17 protein-coding genes and 1 pseudogene are annotated in these 18,365 nt (G+C 46.5%); 1 reads left to right on the forward strand and 17 read right to left on the reverse strand.

Translation table 11 applies throughout. The annotated features are described in order from the left end of the window. Nucleotides 1-60: 60 nt before the first annotated feature. From AXI59_RS04750 to rpsU, 8 genes and pseudogenes are all read right to left on the reverse strand, one after another. Nucleotides 61-1,020 carry a PhoH family protein gene (locus AXI59_RS04750; protein ID WP_061521907.1) on the reverse strand — a complete coding sequence of 320 codons (960 nt, stop codon included), beginning with the start codon at nt 1,018-1,020 and terminating at the stop codon, nt 61-63. Further along, nucleotides 984-2,214: pseudogene (gene yqfD / locus AXI59_RS04755) on the reverse strand (sporulation protein YqfD). Before yqfD ends, AXI59_RS04750 begins: the two are co-directional and overlap by 37 nt. Nucleotides 2,215-2,232: 18 nt before the next feature. Then, the gene (yqfC, locus tag AXI59_RS04760; protein ID WP_061521905.1) at nt 2,233-2,514 is read right to left on the reverse strand and encodes a sporulation protein YqfC; all 282 of its coding nucleotides are present in this window, start codon (nt 2,512-2,514) and stop codon (nt 2,233-2,235) included. A 56-nt stretch (nt 2,515-2,570) separates the two neighbouring features. After that, the gene (locus AXI59_RS04765) at nt 2,571-2,999 is read right to left on the reverse strand and encodes a hypothetical protein (RefSeq protein ID WP_061521904.1); all 429 of its coding nucleotides are present in this window, start codon (nt 2,997-2,999) and stop codon (nt 2,571-2,573) included. 27 nt (nt 3,000-3,026) lie between these two features. Next, nucleotides 3,027-4,022, reverse strand: coding sequence for a flotillin-like protein FloA (gene floA / locus AXI59_RS04770; RefSeq protein ID WP_061521903.1), 996 nt, complete (start codon nt 4,020-4,022; stop codon nt 3,027-3,029). A gap of 23 nt (nt 4,023-4,045) precedes the next feature. Continuing rightward, on the reverse strand, nt 4,046-5,362 hold the full coding sequence (locus tag AXI59_RS04775) for an NfeD family protein (protein ID WP_061527538.1): 1,317 nt from the start codon (nt 5,360-5,362) through the stop codon (nt 4,046-4,048). A gap of 122 nt (nt 5,363-5,484) precedes the next feature. Continuing rightward, nucleotides 5,485-5,931 carry a GatB/YqeY domain-containing protein gene (locus AXI59_RS04780; protein WP_007408278.1) on the reverse strand — a complete coding sequence of 149 codons (447 nt, stop codon included), beginning with the start codon at nt 5,929-5,931 and terminating at the stop codon, nt 5,485-5,487. A 14-nt stretch (nt 5,932-5,945) separates the two neighbouring features. Continuing rightward, nucleotides 5,946-6,119: a 30S ribosomal protein S21 gene (rpsU, locus tag AXI59_RS04785; RefSeq protein ID WP_003152957.1), complete on the reverse strand. Its 174-nt coding sequence runs from the start codon at nt 6,117-6,119 to the stop codon at nt 5,946-5,948. 171 nt (nt 6,120-6,290) lie between these two features. Here rpsU and AXI59_RS04790 point away from each other — a divergent pair, with 171 nt between their 5' ends. Next, nucleotides 6,291-7,217, forward strand: a complete 927-nt coding sequence (locus tag AXI59_RS04790) for a Na/Pi symporter (RefSeq protein WP_061527539.1) — start codon at nt 6,291-6,293, stop codon at nt 7,215-7,217. A 40-nt stretch (nt 7,218-7,257) separates the two neighbouring features. On the opposite strand, the gene mtaB is transcribed toward AXI59_RS04790, so the two are convergent. The 9 genes from mtaB to lepA all read right to left on the reverse strand — a co-directional run bounded on the left by mtaB (nt 7,258) and on the right by lepA (nt 18,320). Then, nucleotides 7,258-8,613 carry a tRNA (N(6)-L-threonylcarbamoyladenosine(37)-C(2))-methylthiotransferase MtaB gene (gene mtaB, locus AXI59_RS04795; protein WP_061521900.1) on the reverse strand — a complete coding sequence of 452 codons (1,356 nt, stop codon included), beginning with the start codon at nt 8,611-8,613 and terminating at the stop codon, nt 7,258-7,260. Continuing rightward, nucleotides 8,613-9,383 (reverse strand): 16S rRNA (uracil(1498)-N(3))-methyltransferase, encoded by a 771-nt coding sequence (locus AXI59_RS04800; RefSeq protein ID WP_061521899.1) that lies wholly within the window; start codon nt 9,381-9,383, stop codon nt 8,613-8,615. The genes mtaB and AXI59_RS04800 overlap by 1 nt, the downstream gene beginning before the upstream one ends. Before the next feature lie 22 nt (nt 9,384-9,405). Further along, nucleotides 9,406-10,341: a 50S ribosomal protein L11 methyltransferase gene (gene prmA, locus AXI59_RS04805; RefSeq protein ID WP_061521898.1), complete on the reverse strand. Its 936-nt coding sequence runs from the start codon at nt 10,339-10,341 to the stop codon at nt 9,406-9,408. 23 nt (nt 10,342-10,364) lie between these two features. Further along, complete coding sequence (gene dnaJ, locus AXI59_RS04810) at nt 10,365-11,492, reverse strand: molecular chaperone DnaJ (protein WP_061521897.1); 1,128 nt, start codon at nt 11,490-11,492, stop codon at nt 10,365-10,367. 193 nt (nt 11,493-11,685) lie between these two features. After that, nucleotides 11,686-13,524, reverse strand: coding sequence for a molecular chaperone DnaK (dnaK, locus tag AXI59_RS04815; protein WP_061521896.1), 1,839 nt, complete (start codon nt 13,522-13,524; stop codon nt 11,686-11,688). Nucleotides 13,525-13,548: 24 nt separating this feature from the next. Continuing rightward, nucleotides 13,549-14,115: a nucleotide exchange factor GrpE gene (grpE, locus tag AXI59_RS04820; protein ID WP_061527540.1), complete on the reverse strand. Its 567-nt coding sequence runs from the start codon at nt 14,113-14,115 to the stop codon at nt 13,549-13,551. A 59-nt stretch (nt 14,116-14,174) separates the two neighbouring features. Further along, the gene (gene hrcA / locus AXI59_RS04825) at nt 14,175-15,206 is read right to left on the reverse strand and encodes a heat-inducible transcriptional repressor HrcA (protein ID WP_061521894.1); all 1,032 of its coding nucleotides are present in this window, start codon (nt 15,204-15,206) and stop codon (nt 14,175-14,177) included. Between the two features lie 80 nt (nt 15,207-15,286). Beyond that, on the reverse strand, nt 15,287-16,426 hold the full coding sequence (hemW, locus tag AXI59_RS04830) for a radical SAM family heme chaperone HemW (protein WP_061527559.1): 1,140 nt from the start codon (nt 16,424-16,426) through the stop codon (nt 15,287-15,289). Between the two features lie 58 nt (nt 16,427-16,484). Beyond that, on the reverse strand, nt 16,485-18,320 hold the full coding sequence (lepA, locus tag AXI59_RS04835; protein WP_061521893.1) for a translation elongation factor 4: 1,836 nt from the start codon (nt 18,318-18,320) through the stop codon (nt 16,485-16,487). Nucleotides 18,321-18,365 lie beyond the last annotated feature (45 nt).

The raw sequence follows: 18,365 nt of genomic DNA on the forward strand, positions 1-18,365 counted from the left end.
GAAACATCAGCAACACATCATAAAAATGACCCGATAACGGGAGATCGGGTCATTTTAGCATTACTTTTGCTTATCATAAGCTTCAATAATTTTCGCAACCAGCGGATGCCTGACCACGTCTGTCTGGTCAAGTTCAATCACGGAAATGCCGTTTATATTCTTCAGCATATCCTTCGCTACTGCAAGTCCCGATGTGACACCTTTCGGCAGGTCAATTTGGCTTACGTCGCCCGTAATGATCATTTTAGAGCCAAAACCCAATCTCGTCAAAAACATTTTCATTTGAGCGGGGGTGGTATTCTGGGCTTCGTCAAGAATCACGTACGCGTCGTCAAGCGTCCGCCCTCTCATATAAGCAAGCGGGGCGATTTCAATAACCCCTCTTTCTAAAAGGCGTTCCGTATGGTCGCTTCCCAGTACATCATGAAGCGCGTCATACAGCGGGCGCAGGTAAGGATCCACTTTTTCCTTTAAGTCTCCGGGCAAAAAGCCGAGGCTCTCGCCGGCTTCAACAGCGGGTCTCGTTAAAACGATTTTTTTAATGAGGCCGTTTTTTAAGGCATGTACCGCTTTTACGACGGCCAAATATGTTTTACCGGTCCCCGCGGGCCCGATGCCGAACACCATGTCATTTTTTTTCATCGCCGCAACATATTCTCTCTGCCCGATGGTTTTGACACGGATCGGTTTGCCTTTTGCCGTTTTCGTAATTTCCTCTTCATACATGCTTTCAAAATAGTCAAGTTTGTCTTTTTTTGCCATTTTCACAGCATACAGCACATCTCGTTCCGAAATCTCTATCCCTTTGCGAATTAAAGCGAGGAGCGATCCCAATAACCTGTCGGCAATTTGAAAAGACTCATCATTGCCGGAAACGTATACGGTTTCACCGCGTGTGATGATGCTTACACCCAGATCCTTTTCCATCAGCTTCAAAAAGGAATCTTGGCTGCCGAACAATGAAAGTGCTTCGTCCGGGCTTTTCAGTTTGTGATTAATCGCAAGTAAATGTTCTGCCATTCTTTAGTCTCCCTGAACAATAGGTGTGGTTTGAACGATATCTTCTATAACTTGGTAGAGAATAATCAACTTTACTTTACCATTCTCAACGGATTGGTGCAAAACTTTTTCACTTTTCACCTCTCCGCTGTCGCCTAATTGTTTCTCTACGTCCTGTTTTCCCATTTTAATTCCCGCCTTGACCGCCTGTTCTTTCGTGTAGGTCCTCACCGAAGGTTCGCTTTCCCTCGTTTGCTCTTTTACATAAGAAATCGGAAGCTTCAGCCCCAGAAATTGAAACGGATGGTTTTCTTGCTCTGTTTTCGGATTTTTCAGCGGCTCCTCCTTAAAAGAAAAACCCCAGAAAGGCACGGCTAATGATCCGAAAGCCAGCTTGTGCTTCGTCCTTACTTTACCCGTATATACCGTAAATGATGTTTCAAGAGGCACAGTTACATTTGACTTGTACCATGTTTCTCCGTAAATTTCCGCTTTTGAAGCAACTTTATGCTGGTGATCTTCACTTCCGATCAAGCCTGAGACAAGCAGCTGCCCCTTCTCTACATGATCGTTCACAAAGGCCATCGGCTGTCCCTTTTGAACGAACATTCTTGTAATAATCGCTTTCTTTTTGGCTACGATATGGCGGGGGCTGATGTACTTTTCTTTTGTCGGTTCATTTTTTTCGACAACTTTCATATGAAGGGATGTCCCGTTTAATTCCACTCCGACCCACGTAATATTCTCAATTCCGTTTGTTAACGATTTTTGGATTTTTTCCGGCGTCATCATTAAAAATTGCAGACGGCCCTTTTCCACCCCGATCTCTTCAAGGTGCTTCATCATTTGGTGTTCTGTTTCAGGCTTGGCCCCTTTAATATCAATTTTCCAGACCATGTTTGATAAGAGAAATAATATAATGAAAAAAACCGCAAATCCCGCGGTAAATCCCATGTTCAGTTTTGATTTAAGAAGCAGAAAGGGAAGCCCTTTTCGTTTTTTGAAGCTTGCTTTGCATTCATGATTTCTGATGGCCCTCCTGAAGGCATGTACATCCTGAAGCTGAATCATAAGCAGGACACAGTCTTTCTTTTTTTTCACCGCATAAAGCGCGATTCCATTCCTTGTGCATTCATTCAGCAGCCGTTCGATTCCTTTTCCTTTCACTTCCAGCTGGACTTTACCCGAAAAAAAAGACAGCCATTTATTTTTCACATCATTTCCCCCTCGGCTTTATGAGTCGACATATCGAACATGATCTATCGTGCCTTCCAGTAAAATCTCCTCAGGAAGGATTGCCTTAATAACCAAGTTTTTTCCTGATATGATACATTGCCCCTGCTTCAGCATCAGTCTTACTTCTTCCTCGCTGAAAAGCAAGAGGCCTCTGTGGTTCTCTATGTAGATATGAAGTCTGCCGACCATCGTAATACGAGGCAGATCCATCATAACGTCCGGGGGAATTTCCAATGCTCTTGTCAGCCACGCCTTTATACGATTCTTTCTTTGCCCCATACAAAAAGAACCCCCTTTCATCTCATATGTATGATTTGAAAAGGGGTTCTAACACTTTAATTTTTACGGATGCTCTGCATCGTGCGGTGAGGTTTTTTGGCACGCGGCGGGCCGAAAACTTCTCCGAAAATGACGCCTTGCACCGCGGTGTCTTTATTTACTTTGAGAACATTTTTCTTCAGGGACGCGTTCCTGCCGCGCACAGCAGTCAGCTCGCGTTCAAGTCCTTTGAACGTCCGCTTTGTTTCCGCAAGTCTTTTTTCAGCTTCCCGTCTTTTTTGTTCAAACGGGTTTTCTTCTGAAACAACAGGCACTTCTTCCAGTTTATGCTGGTCAGCCGGCTGCTGTTGGGTCGGCTGCTGTTGAGCCTGCGGCGCAGGGTTTTTGGCGCTCTGTTTCTCATCTTTGCTTTTTTTGCCGAATATCGCCGATATAATGCCGATGACGACAGCAATGACGAGCGGGTTTGTCAGAATCTCGTACATATAACGGCTCCCTCCTTATAAGAGAGGTTAGGATTGATGGTCTTCATCTTGCTGGTCATTTGTCAGCTTGCCGATTGAATCCCTCATGCCTGTATCGGCGTCAATATTTTTTATATTCATGTAGTCCATAACGCCGATGTTTCCTTCACGCAATGCTTCAGCCATCGCAAGCGGCACTTCCGCTTCTGCTTCCACTACTTTAGCACGCATTTCTTCTACGCGGGCGCGCATTTCCTGCTCTTGCGCCACTGCCATGGCGCGGCGTTCTTCCGCTTTTGCCTGTGCAATGTTTTTGTCTGCTTCCGCCTGGTCTGTCTGCAGAATCGCTCCGATGTTTTTGCCGATGTCAACGTCGGCGATATCGATCGAAAGAATTTCAAATGCGGTGCCTGAGTCCAATCCTTTTCCCAGTACGGTTTGCGAGATCATATCAGGGTTTTCCAACACTTTTTTATGATTGACTGATGAACCGATCGTTGATACAATCCCTTCGCCGACACGGGCGACGATGGTTTCTTCGCCGGCTCCGCCGACGAGGCGGTCGATATTGGCTCTCACCGTAATTCTGGCTTTCGCTTTGACTTCAATTCCGTCCATGGCGACACCCGCGATAAACGGTGTTTCAATGACCTTTGGATTTACGCTCATTTGAACGGCTTCTAATACGTCTCGGCCGGCCAGGTCAATGGCAGCGCAGCGTTCAAACGTCAGCTCAATATTGGCGCGCTGTGCCGCAATCAGGGCATTGACGACCCTGTCGACATTACCTCCGGCCAAGTAGTGGCTCTCAAGCTGATTTGTTGAAGCGGCAATGCCCGCTTTATGCGCTTTAATTAACGGGTTTACCACACGGTTCGGAATAACGCGGCGAAGCCTCATTCCGATTAAAGTGAAAATGCTGATTTTGACTCCCGCCGCAAGCGCCGAGATCCAAAGCATCACCGGTACAAAGGTGAAGAACACGGCTAATACAATGATTGCGGCTGCGACTAATGCTAAAATCGCCAAGCTTGACAGTTCCATCTAATTCCTCCTCAAGGTTTTATCTATATTTCTCTCACGACGATGCGCGAGCCTTCCACTTTTACCACTTTTACTTGCTTATCTTTTTCAGTGAACGAGCCTTCTGAAACGACATCAAGGCGTTCATCTTCAATAATAACGGTGCCTGACGGCCTGAGGGCGGTAGCGGTCACGCCGACCTTGCCCAATAGCTCTGTCCGATTTTGATTTGAAACATAACCGCTCTCTGTGCTTGTAGAATCAGTCAATATAAATTTCTTAAAGAATTTCATCCGTTTTCCCAACACCCTTGTGAATATGATAAAGGCTGCAATGGAAACAGCCGCGGCGATCAAGAGAGAAACCGCCATTACAGTAGAGCTGCCTGCCGCGAGAAAAAGGCTCGCGATAACGCCGATGATTCCGAGGAGACCGATGATGCCTCCCGGCAGAAAGATTTCTAATAGGATAAAAACCAAACCGGCGACAAACAGGAATACGCTGTCATAGCCTGCAAAACCGGCGGCAAGATGTCCGACGAAAAACAGCAGCAAGGCCGTAAATCCGACGGCCCCCGGTATACCGACACCCGGAGAGAACAGTTCAATGGTCAGGCCCAGAAAAGCTAAGGTTAATAAGACAGGCACAACGAACGGGTTTGTGAACCATCTGCCCATTTTGTCGACGAAGCCTTCTTGAGCGTGCTGAACATCGGCTTTTTGAAACCCGAGCTTTTTATACAATGCGTCAAGGTTTGGCACGGTGCCTTCCGAATAACCGACTTCCTCGGCTTTTTCAGCAGTCAGCGTCAGCAGCTTCCCCTTTGGGGCTCCCGCTTCCTCCGCATCTATTGCAGGGTCTGCCATGGCCAGCGCGTATTTCGGATTCCGATTGTTCTTAACGGCTGCGTCTTCCATTTCCGCATGCCACAGTGATTGGGCTTTTTGGTCAGCGGCGTTTCCTTTTCCGTCAATAATGGCCGCAGCCCCCATCTTTCCTCCCGGCGCCATATAAATATCGTCTGCTTGAAGCGCAATATACGCGCCTGCGGAAAGCGCCCGTTTATTTACGTAAGCGGTAACAGGCACATCCGCGCCATTTATCACATCTGCAATGTTTAAGGCAGAATGAACGGCGCCGCCCGGCGTATTGATGTCAAGAATAATGTGTGACGCTCCGGCTTCTTTCGCCTCCTTGAAAGAACGCGATAAGAACGAAGCAAGCCCCTTTTCGACATGTTTCTCAACCGGGATGACATAGACCGCTGGATGATCAGCTTTTGCGTTCAACTGAACCCCTAATAAACATAATACAAATAGGACCAATAGAGCAACAGCAATTCCGGTTTTTTTTCGGAACAAGGCCGATATACCCTCCTTCCCTTTTCGTTCTTCTTTATATACGTAACAAATGTACTTAAGTTTCATTTTTTTATGTATAAAAAAAGACATCTCTCCAGGAAAGATGTCTTTTTCTTTGTCAATTAAGATAATTGACTGCTGACAAGTCTGTTAATTACACTTCCGTCAGCTTTACCTTTTACTTTAGGCATAATAGCACTCATCACTTTGCCCATGTCCGCTTTGGAGCTCGCACCGACTTCAGCGATGGTTTCATTTACGATTGTCTGCAGCTCTTCTTCAGAAAGCTGCTTCGGTAAATAAACTTCTAAAATGTCCAGCTCTTTTTGAACTTTATCTACTAAATCTAAACGATTAGCGTTTGAAAATTCATGGAGGGAGTCTTTACGTTGCTTAAGTTCACGAGATAGGACAGTAAGTTCCTCATCCTCGGTCAAACTGTCTTTCTTAAGCTTAATTGCTTCGTTTTGAAGTGAAGCTTTCACCATTCGAACGACAGTCAGTTTGTCTTTCTCACGGCTTTTCATATACAGCTTCATATCCTGGTTAAGTCGCTCAAGAAGACTCATAAATCCACCCTCTTTTAGAATTTGCGTTTTCTAGCAGCTTCAGACTTTTTCTTGCGCTTTACGCTAGGTTTTTCATAAAATTCGCGCTTTCTTGCTTCTTGCAAAGTACCTGTCTTTGATACACTGCGTTTGAAGCGACGAAGAGCATCTTCAAGCGATTCGTTTTTTCTAACGACCGTTTTTGACATTCTCTTTCCCTCCCTCCGAATACACCAATCGACTACCTTTAAAAAGATACACATATAAACATGTACTTTGACATTATAATATAAGCCATCAGTCAGGTCAACTAAGTGAGTTCACTTTTCCGTCATGAATGGCGCTGCTTGTCTATATAATGATGGAAAGGGGTGTTTCGTTTGCTGATATTGATCTGCTTTGCTGCACTTATCTTGTTTTTTTTAGCCGGAATGAGCCTGCTCAGGCAAGGGCTGATATCTTTAACGTATTCAAAAATTGAGGAGAGCCTGCTTCTGTTTACTGACCACCCTTTGAAAGCTTTTCTCATCAGCATCGTGTTTACAGGTTTACTTCAGAGCAGCTCCGCCTTTATGGTCATTGTCATTGGATTTGTGAGCGCGGGCGCTTTGACTTTTAAGCGGACGATTCCGATGATTCTCGGAACGAATGTCGGCTCAACATTTACGACGCAGTTTTTGGCCATTAAAATGGATGTGCTCATCTGGGCGCTTTTCATCGGCGGTTTATTGTTTTTGTTTATTCGTAAATATCCGTTCAAACAGATCGGAACGAGCTTTCTGGGCCTCGGCATTATCTTTTTTTGCATCACGTGCTTCAGCCGCCTCGCCGTTCCGCTGACAGAAATGAAGGCAGGCGCGGAGGTGCTGCGGCATGTAAACGATTCAAGCTGGTCCGCTCTTTTTATCGGCATGATATTGACAGCAATCATTCATTCAAGCTCGGTATGCATCGGCATTTTAATGAGCTTTATGAATGAAGGGGTGATTGGCGTTGAGCAGGCCATAAGCGTCGTCTTGGGATCTAATATCGGGACATGCATTACGGCTGTAATGGCTGCTGTTTCAGGCGGAAATGCCGCGAGACAGACCGCGGGCGCCCACGTTGTGTTTAATGTCCTCGGTGTGCTTCTCGTCTTTCCTTTTCTGTCGGCGTCGGCAGGCATCATGGAACGGCTGACAAGCGACCCCGCTCAAATGATTGCCCATTTCAGCCTTTTATTCAATGTCGTGACCGCCCTGCTGTTTTTACCGTTCACCAATCTGTTTCACCAGTTTATTGACAGGCTTATTCCCTCTAAACAATAAAAAAAACCGATGCACAGGGGGCATCGGTTTTTCAAAAATATTATGAAGACATTCGCATTTTCTGTGCCGTTTCTTCTTCAACAATCCGGACGAACTGCCCTTCATTGTACGGATAACCCGCTTTTTGGATTTTGACTTTGACAAGTTTGCCGATCATGTCTTCCGTCCCTTTAAAGACGACTTTCATATAATTGTCCGTATAGCCGACAAACATGCCGTCTTTATCGGACTCTTTAAACGCTTCTTCAGGAATGATTTCCAGAACCTCTCCTTCGTAATCAGAAGCGTATTCTTTTGCAAGCTGGTCAGAAAGCGCGATCAGCTTGTGAACCCGTTCATTTTTTACGTTTTCATCAACCTGGTCATCCATTCTGGCCGCAGGTGTTCCGGTGCGTTTGCTGTAAGGGAACACATGAAGCTCAGAAAACTTGTGTTCTTTGATGAACTGGTATGTTTCCATAAATTCTTCTTCCGTTTCACCGGGGAAGCCGACGATGACGTCAGATGTGACAGCAAGGCCTGGCAGCGCTTCTTTCAGCTTATTTAACCGGTCCGCGAAAAATTCCATCGTATACTTTCGTCTCATCCGTTTAAGAACGGTGTTTGAGCCTGACTGAATCGGAATGTGGAGGTGGCGGACAATTTTATCAGAAGCATCCAGCACCTCAATCACTTCGTCAGTGATTTGGCTTGCTTCAATAGATGAAATTCTGATCCGTTTTAAGCCTTCTACTCGGGTATCCAATTCACGGAGTAGCTTTGCGAAATTGTAATCTTTCATATCCTCTCCGTAACCGCCCGTATGAATTCCCGTCAGAACGATCTCTTTGTAACCGGCATCCACTAGCTGCTGAGCCTGTTTAATAACCTCTTCAGGATCTCGGGAACGCAGTAAGCCGCGCGCCCACGGAATAATGCAGAACGTGCAGAAATTGTTGCAGCCCTCTTGGATTTTCAATGACGCTCTTGTCCGGTCTGTAAAGGCGGGAACATCAAGCTCTTCAAACACGCGCGCTTTCATAATGTTGCCGACACCGTTAATCGGCTGGCGCTCTTCTCTGTACTGCTCTATGTAGCCGAGCATTTTTTCACGGTCCTGTGTGCCGACGACGATGTCAACGCCGGGAATGGCCATAATTTCTGCCGGGGACGTTTGTGCGTAGCATCCCGTCACACAGATCACCCCGTCAGGATTTTGGCGGATGGCCCGTCTGATGACTTGGCGGCTTTTTTTATCTCCTGTGTTTGTTACCGTACATGTATTAATGACATATACATCTGCTGTCTGTTCGAATTCTTTTCGTTCATAACCCGCTTCTTTAAACAGCTGCCAGATTGCTTCTGTTTCATAATGGTTGACCTTGCAGCCAAGGGTATGAAAAGCAACAGTTGCCATTACTGATCACCTCTTAATAACTCTGTATGATAAGAAACTGCGCTTAACGCGTACATGGGCGCAGTTTCAGTCCGTAAAATTCTCGGTCCGAGTCCGCATAAGACGGCGCCTTTTTCTGAAAGCTGCTGTGCTTCAGATTCAGTTAGACCGCCTTCAGGGCCGAATACGATTAAAAGCGACGACCCATACGGCAGGCTTTGCACAACCGCAGCGAAAGCGCTCGATTCTCCTTGCTTTGATGACTCTTCGTATGCAACGACACATTTATCGACATTCTCCGCCATCTCAAGCAGCTGCCGGAACGTATGAACGGTTTTCACTTCGGGAATTTCATTTCGGTACGACTGTTCGGCCGCTTCCTTCGCGATTTTCGTCCATCTCTCCCGCTTTTTCTTTGCTTTTTTGTCGTCCAGCTTAACGACGGATCGGGCGCCCTGAAAAGGGATAAACATGCTCGCGCCGAGCTCGGTCCCTTTTTGGATAATCCATTCAAGCTTATCGCCTTTCGGAAGACCGCTGGCTATCAGAACCTTTACCGGCAGCTCGCGATCTTCCCCCGTCCATTCAGACACGAGGCATGATATGTGTTCTTTAGAAACAGCTTGGAGCTTACATAACGCTTCATGGCCATCCTTCGAGCAGCAGATAATCCGGTCACCGGCATTCATCCTCATGACGTTGGCAATATGATGAACATCTTCGCCTGTTATTTGGAATTCATGAGCTTCGTTCATCTCCTGCTTCGTGAGCTCGATAAAATATCGTTGCATACGCTGTGACACCTACTAACTGTTATTTTTTCGCAATGATGCTGACCCAATCTTCCATTGACAGAATTTCTGTGATGGTAAAGCCGGCTTTTTCCAACGCATCTTTTACTTCCTGTTTTTTCTGGCCGATAATGCCGGACGTAATGAAATGGCCGCCGTCTTTTAACAGGCCGTACGCCTGGGACGTGAAGCGGAGAATCACTTCCGCTAAAATATTCGCGACAATGACATCATGCTCGCCCGTGATGCCGTCTAACAGATTGTTCTGCTTCACTTCGGCCGTATCGCTCACTTTGTTCAATTTCACATTCAGGCGCGCGCTTTCGACAGCGACCGGATCAAGATCATACGCATGAACCGATTCAGCCTCAAGCATGGCAGCGGCGATGCTTAAAATTCCTGAACCCGTGCCGACATCAATGACGCGGTCGCCTTTTCGGACAATCCGTTCGAGCGCCTGAATGCAAAGAACGGTTGTCGGATGCGTTCCCGTGCCAAACGCCATTCCCGGATCCATTTCAATAATCAGTTCATCCGTATTCACCGGTGTGTATGTTTCCCATGTCGGAACGATCGTGAATTTTTCGGAAATTTTCACAGGGTGATAATACTTTTTCCAAGCCGTTGCCCATTCCTCTTCGTTGACTTCAGAAATGGTGATTTTGTTTCTCCCTAAATCAATATCGTAAAGCAGCAGATTATTGATCGTTTCTTTAATGCCGTCGACCGTTTCGCCGAGAAAACTGTTAATCGGCAAATACGCTTTGACAATGACACCCTCATCGGGGTAATCATTGGGGTCGAGCTGGTAGATTTCCCCGTATACATTCTCACGTTCTTTTATTAAATCAAGCGGATCTTCGATGACAACCCCGCTCGCACCAGCTTCATGCAAAATATTTGAGATGGGTTCGACCGCTTCATGTGTTGTGTGAATGCTGATTTCGGACCATTTCAAAACTACCAACTCCTATCCAATCATTACTCGCCTTTAAATGCGCGTTTTACTTTGTCAAAGAAACTCATTTCTTGCTCATCCGGCAGATTGCCGCTGACTTCAGCAAAATCGCGGATGATGTCTTTTTGTTTATCCGTCAGATTTGTCGGAGTGACTACCCGAACGACAATGTGCTGATCGCCTTGGCCGTACCCCCGGACATTCTGCACGCCTTTGCCTCTTAATCTGAATTTTGTTCCCGTTTGTGTGCCGGCAGGAATTTTCAGTTTCACTTTTCCGTGAAGCGTCGGCACTTCCACCTCATCGCCGAGAGCCGCTTGGGCAAACGTTAACGGCATTTCGCAGTAAATATCGTCTCCGTCGCGCTCGAAAAACTCATGGGCGCGCACATGGAATACGACAAACAGGTCTCCCGCAGGACCTCCGTTTACGCCGGGTTCGCCTTGCCCCGGAACGCGCAGCTGCTGTCCGTCGTCCACGCCGGCAGGAATCGTGACATTGATTTTTTTCCGTCTTTTCACCTTGCCTGTGCCGCCGCAGTCCGCACATTTGTTTTTAATGAATTTCCCGGTGCCTTCACAATGGTGGCAGACTCTTCTGTTGACAACTTTGCCAAACGGCGTGTTTTGTTCAACATTCAGCTGGCCGGAGCCCCCGCAATGCGAGCACGTTTCCGGTTTTGTTCCGGGCTTCGCGCCGGAGCCTTTACATGTTTCGCAATTTTCTTCACGAGGAATTTCAATAATCGTCTCTTTCCCGAAAGCCGCATCTTCAAATGACAGGGTCATTGTATACTGCAGATCAGCTCCCTGCCGAGGTGCGTTCGGATCCCGGCGTCTCGTGCCGCCGCCAAAGATGCTTGAGAAGATGTCATCAAAACCGAAGCCGCCGAAGTCTCCTCCGCCTCCGAAACCGCCGCCGAAGCCCTGATTAGGGTCTGTATGGCCGAATTGGTCATATTGCGCGCGTTTTTGGTCGTCTGAGAGCGCTTCGTATGCTTCTTTTACCTCTTTGAATTTTTCATCTGCTCCGGATTCTTTATTGATATCAGGATGATATTTTTTTGAAAGCTTCCGATAGGCTTTTTTGATTTCATCCTTTGAAGCGCTCTTACTTACTCCAAGCACTTCATAGTAATCACGCTTACTCATCTCGCTTCACTCTCCCGAATTTCTCACATAAATTAGATTGTATCATTTTGAATTATGTTTTTTCAATTCCTTTTATCCCGGGCAAGAAAAAAAGTCAAAGCCAAGAGATGCCTGACTTTGACTTTCTGTCTGTTGAATCAGAATATGCTGTGCGTTCTTTCCGCCGTCTGCCTGGGCAGCGTTAGAAAGGAACTTATTTTTTGTTTTCGTCTTCTTTTACTTCTTCGTATTCCGCATCGACAACATTGTCGTCCGCTTTTTTGCCTTCAGCGTTTGCTCCGCCTTCAGCTTGCTGCGCTTTTGCCGCTTCTTCATAAAGCTTCATAGAAAGCTCTTGAACGATCGCTTGAAGCTCATCTTTTTTCGCTTTGATGTCTTCAAATTCGTTTTTCTCGATCGCAGCTTTTAACGCGTCTTTTGCGTCGTTTGCTTTTTTCACTTGCTCTTCGTCCACTTTGCCTTCCAGATCTTTTAATGTTTTCTCTGTTTGGAAAACAAGCTGGTCAGCTTCGTTGCGGACTTCGATTTCTTCTTTTTTCTTCGCATCAGCGTCAGCGTTTTCTTCCGCCTCTTTTACCATGCGTTCGATCTCATCATCAGAAAGACCTGAAGAAGATTTGATGGTGATGTTTTGTTCTTTGCCTGTGCCTAAGTCCTTCGCTCTTACGTTTACGATACCGTTTTTGTCAATATCGAAAGAAACTTCGATTTGCGGTACGCCGCGCGGTGCCGGCGGGATATCCGTAAGCTGGAAGCGGCCGAGCGTTTTGTTGTCGGCAGACATCGGGCGTTCCCCTTGAAGCACGTGGATGTCAACAGCCGTTTGGTTGTCAGCGGCAGTTGAGAACACTTGAGATTTGCTTGTCGGAATTGTTGTGTTGCGGTCGATCAGCTTCGTGAACACGCCGCCCATTGTTTCAATACCGAGAGAAAGCGGTGTAACGTCAAGAAGAACAACGTCTTTTACGTCACCTGTGATCACGCCGCCTTGGATCGCAGCACCAAGCGCTACTACTTCATCAGGGTTTACGCCTTTATGCGCTTCTTTGCCTGTTTCTTTTTTGATTGCTTCCTGTACGGCAGGAATACGTGTAGAACCGCCGACAAGGATGACTTTGTCGATTTCGCTTGCAGAAAGATCCGCATCTTGAAGCGCTTGACGGACCGGAGCCATCGTGCGCTCTACAAGATGAGCGGAAAGCTCTTCGAATTTAGCGCGTGTCAGCGTCAGCTCAAGGTGAAGAGGACCCGCGTCTCCCGCTGTGATAAACGGTAAAGAAATTTGCGTAGATGACACGCCGGAAAGATCTTTTTTCGCTTTTTCAGCCGCATCTTTTAAACGCTGAAGCGCCATTTTGTCTTTAGAAAGATCGATGCCGTTTTCTTTTTTGAATTCAGCTACGAGATGGTCGATGATAACTTGGTCGAAGTCGTCCCCGCCAAGACGGTTGTCGCCGGCAGTTGAACGTACTTCAAATACGCCGTCGCCAAGTTCCAGAACAGATACGTCGAACGTACCGCCGCCAAGGTCGTATACCAAAATTGTTTGGTCTTCGTCTGTTTTATCAAGTCCGTATGCCAATGCTGCAGCAGTCGGCTCGTTGATAATACGTTCTACTTCAAGACCGGCGATTTTACCCGCGTCTTTTGTCGCTTGGCGTTCTGCATCGTTGAAGTATGCAGGAACTGTGATAACAGCTTTTGAAACTGTTTCGCCAAGATAGCTTTCCGCGTATGATTTAAGGTGCTGAAGGATGATGGCTGACACTTCTTGAGGCGTGTAGTCTTTTCCTTCAATCTCCACTTTGTAGTCAGTACCCATGTGGCGTTTGATAGACATAATTGTGTTAGGGTTTGTGATCGATTGGCGTTTTGCCACTTCCCCTACTTGGCGTTCGCCATTTTTAAACGCAACAACTGACGGAGTTGTGCGGTTTCCTTCAGCATTTGCGATGACTGTAGGCTCGCCGCCTTCAAGCACTGCCACGCATGAGTTTGTCGTACCCAAGTCAATTCCGATTACTTTACTCACTTTGAATTACCTCCTGCTATTTAATTATTGATTCACTTTTACCATTGAAGGGCGGATAACGCGATCCTTCAGTTTGTAGCCTTTTTGCATTTCTTCAACGACAATGCTGCTGCCGAAGTTTTCATCTTCCACCTGCATAACGGCTTGGTGAAGGTTCGGGTCAAATTCCTGACCGACAGCCTCGATGGCTTCGACGCCTTCTTTTTTCAGCGCTTCCATCAGCTGGCGGCGAACCATTTCCATACCTTGCAGCAAGCTTTTTGTCTGCTCGCTTTCGGCGTCTACCTGTAAAGCCCGCTCAAAATTGTCGAGGGCCGGCAGAATTTCCGTCACGATGCTTTGAGAACGGTATTTCTGTGCAGCCTCCATTTCAAGGCGGTTGCGTCGTTTATAGTTTTCAAAGTCTGCTTGAACACGCAAAAGTTTGTTTTCTTTTTCATCAAGCAAATCTTGCAATTCTTGGATTTGTTGTTGAAGGGCTTCGTCTTCAGCAGCTGTTTCATCATGCTGTTCTTCAGTTGCGGCTTGTTCAGCCATTTCTTCTTGTTCTTCTGTTTCAACCTGTTCTGCGGTTTGTTTTTCTTCTGACATTGTGTTCACCTCCCTCAAAAGATGTAAAAGGATTCCTGAAAATCATTGCCAAAATTCCCTTATTCATCATACAAATTTGTGAATGCTTTTGACAAGTCCGAAGTCACGTGCTGAAGCAGGCTGACGACTCTGGAATAGTTCATACGCGTCGGACCGATAATGGCGATTGATCCGATTTGTTTCGTATCAACGGTATATGTGGCCGTAATTAAGCTGCAGTTCTCCATTTCCTCGTAGTCGTTTTCTTTCCCGATTTTAATCGAAATGCCTGCTTTTGACGATTGAAACAGCTTCAGTACATCCTGCTCTTTTTCAATTAAAGACAGAAGTGATCGAACTCTTTCAATATCGTGAAACTCCGGCTGATTCAGCATATTGATTTTTCCGCCGAAAAACAGTTTCTCGACATGGCCTGCAGGATGAAATGAGGAACGGAGCGCCTCAAGAATGCTGTCGTAGTTGGCAATGTGCTGCCTTAAATACGTGACGACCTCTTTAAAAATGCGCTCATTCAGCTCATCCATCGGAACGCCTGCTAATCGTTCATTCAATATATTGACCAGTTTTTCAATATCAGACAGATCCATTTTGGCCGGGAAACTGATGGTGCGGTTTTCGACATGCCCCGTATTCGTCACGAGAATGGCGACCGCCTTATCCGGCTGGATCGGAACGATTTGAATCTGTTTAAGATAATTTTCGCTCAGCGTCGGTCCGAGAACAATGGATGTATAGTTTGTCAGTTCGGACAGGATCTGCGCTGATTTTTGAACTGTTTTTTCCAGCTCGAAGATTTTTTCTTTAAATATCGAGTGGATTAAATCTAAGTCGGTTTTTGTCAGCTTGACGGGCGACAGCAGATGATCGACATAATACCTGTACCCTTTTTCTGACGGAACCCGTCCTGAGGAAGAGTGGGTTTTTTCGATAAAGCCCAATTCCTCCAAGTCAGCCATCTCGTTTCTTATCGTTGCAGAGCTGAATGTAATTTCGTCTTTTTTTGAAAGAGTTCTTGACCCTACAGGCTGTGCTGACTGTATAAAGTCATTAATTATCACTTGCAGGATCAATAGCTGACGATTTGTTAACATCATCATCACCCCTGTTAGCACTCTAAGTCAGCGAGTGCTAATTCTATAACAAAAGTAACAAACCAAAAGAAAAATGTCAATTATAACTCACCCAAAAAAGCGCCAAAAACCTCATTCCCTAATAATTTACCTTCATGCGTTAATGTGACAGACTCTTCTGTGTCTCGGATCAGTCCTTTTTCGGCGAGGTCTTTCAGGACATCAGGGAAGAGTTCATCTACAGAGCGTCCGAATTTTTCCCGGAACGCTTTCTTCTTCACGCCAGACATTTTTCTGAGGCCGAGAAACATTTCCTCCTCGATTCGCTCTTCCTTCGTCACCTCATGTGTGTCCCGGTAAGGCAGACCTTTTTCTTCGATCAGCTGCATGTAATGCTTCACAGGGCCGGCGTTGACGGTGCGGGTGCCGTTCATATATCCATGCGCCCCTGCCCCGAAGCCGAAATAATCTTCATTGCTCCAATACGTCAAATTATGCTGTGATTCGTATCCGGGCTTTGAAAAGTTGCTGATTTCATATTGGCGGATACCGGCTTCGTTCATCTGGTTCATCACCGTTTCATACATGTCGGCCTCCTGTTCTTGTGCCGGGAGATGCAGGCGGCCTTTTTGCATTAAATTATAAAACACCGTTTTCGGCTCTACTATGAGCGAATAAACAGAATAGTGCTCAGCATCAAGCGACAATGCCGTTTTGATAGAATTGTCAAGATGGGCCAATGTCTGGTTCGGCAGGCCGAACATTAAATCCAGGCTGATATTATCAAATCCGAGCGTCCGCGCCCTTTCAAAAGAAGAAAAAACATCCTTTTGTTTGTGCACCCTGCCGATCTTTTGCAAAAGATCGTCTTCAAACGTTTGAACCCCGAAGCTCAGCCGATTGACGCCCGCGTTTTTAAGAATCTTTAATTTTTCGGCGGAAAGGTCATCCGGATTCGCTTCTGCCGCAAACTCGATAAGGCCTGGCGAGGGACGCAGGACGCGATGAATGGAATCCATCAGTTTTTCCAGCTGGGCCGGAGACAAGGACGTCGGTGTGCCTCCGCCGATAAAAATGGTTCGGAGGTTCGGGCGTCCCGTCCGCTCTATCGTATTTAACATTTCCTTCTCGAGTGAGTTTAAGTACTCATCAACGGGCTGGCTCTGGATAAAATATTTATTAAAATCGCAGTAGTGGCAGATATGCTCACAAAACGGAATATGAATATAAGCTGATTTCACTCGGTACACCTTCTTCATTACAGAAAGAAACCGCAGTGCAAGACTGCGGCGGCTTCTGTTATTTTTTTGGGCTGTCATCCATTTTAAGGACGGCCATAAACGCTTCCTGCGGCACTTCAACTGAGCCGACCTGCTTCATCCGGCGTTTACCTTCTTTTTGTTTTTCAAGAAGTTTCCGTTTCCGCGAGATGTCTCCTCCGTAACATTTTGCCAGTACATTTTTCCGCATGGCTTTAATGGTTGAACGCGCCACGATTTTTTGTCCGATCGCCGCTTGCACGGGAACTTCGAATTGCTGGCGCGGAATCAATTCCTTCAGCTTCTCAACGATGAGTTTCCCGCGCTCGTACGCGTAATCACGATGCACGATAAATGACAACGCATCGATTTTTTCTGCATTCAGCATAATGTCCATTTTGACAAGCTTTGATGGTTTGTAGCCGATCAGTTCATAATCAAAAGAGGCGTACCCTTTCGTGCTTGATTTCAGCTGATCGAAAAACTCATAAACGATTTCCGCTAAAGGCATGTCATATACAATGCTGACCCGGTTGGCGTCTAAATACTGCATATCGATAAAGTTGCCGCGTTTCCCTTGGCAAAGCTCCATAACCGCCCCGACAAAATCATTCGGCACCATCATGGTCGCCTTGACATAAGGTTCTTCCACCCGCTCTATCTTTTGCGGGTCTGGCATGTTTGACGGGTTATCCACCACGATTTTTTCGCCGTCTGTCATGTAGACGTCATAAATAACGCTCGGTGCGGTAGTAATGAGATCAATTTTAAATTCACGTTCGATCCGCTCTTGAATGATTTCCATATGCAGCATTCCTAAAAAGCCGCAGCGGAAACCGAAGCCGAGCGCTTGAGACGTCTCGGCCTCATATTGAAGTGATGAGTCGTTCAGTTCAAGCTTTTCCAATGCCTCACGCAAATCATTATATTTTGCGGTGTCAATCGGATAAAGCCCGCAGTAAACCATCGGATTGAGCTTGCGGTAGCCCGGCAGCGCTTCTGCCGCAGGTTTAACCGCGCTTGTGATCGTATCACCGACACGGGTGTCGCCGACATTTTTTATCGCTGCTGTCAGGTAGCCTACATCGCCGACGGTCAGTTCGTCAGCCGGCTGCGCCTTCGGAGTGAAAACGCCGACCTCGATCACTTCAAACTCTTTTCCAGTCGCCATCATTTTAATTTTCTGGCCCGGTTTTACAGTTCCTTCCACGACTCTGATATAAGCGACGACCCCGCGGTATGCATCGTAAAGCGAGTCAAAAATGAGCGCTTTAAGCGGTGCTTCCGGGTCGCCTGAAGGAGCTGGCACTTTCTCTACGATCTGCTCTAAAATATCCTCTATACCAATGCCTGCTTTCGCTGAAGCGAGGACCGCATCTGAAGCGTCAAGGCCGATAACGTCCTCCACCTCTTGACGCACACGTTCAGGCTCTGCGCTCGGAAGATCGATTTTATTAATGACAGGAAGAATCTCAAGGTCATTATCAAGCGCCAGGTAGACGTTCGCCAATGTTTGCGCCTCAATCCCCTGCGCGGCATCTACAACGAGTATCGCTCCTTCACAGGCGGCGAGGCTTCGCGATACTTCATATGTAAAGTCGACGTGTCCGGGCGTGTCGATCAGATGGAATATATATTCTTCTCCGTCCTTTGCTTTATATTTCAGCTGAACGGAATTTAATTTGATGGTAATTCCCCGTTCGCGTTCAAGGTCCATTGAATCAAGCAATTGTTCTTTCATTTCCCGCTGGGTGATCGCCGATGTTTTTTCTAAAATCCGATCCGCCAAGGTCGATTTGCCGTGGTCAATATGGGCGATGATGGAGAAATTCCGAATTCTTGACTGCCTCTCTAAACGCTTTTCTTTATCTGTCACAATCTATCACTCCTACTATTAAACGCAAAATACACTAGCTTAGAT

Origin of the sequence: Bacillus nakamurai (assembly GCF_001584325.1) — a bacterium.
GTDB lineage: Bacteria > Bacillota > Bacilli > Bacillales > Bacillaceae > Bacillus > Bacillus nakamurai.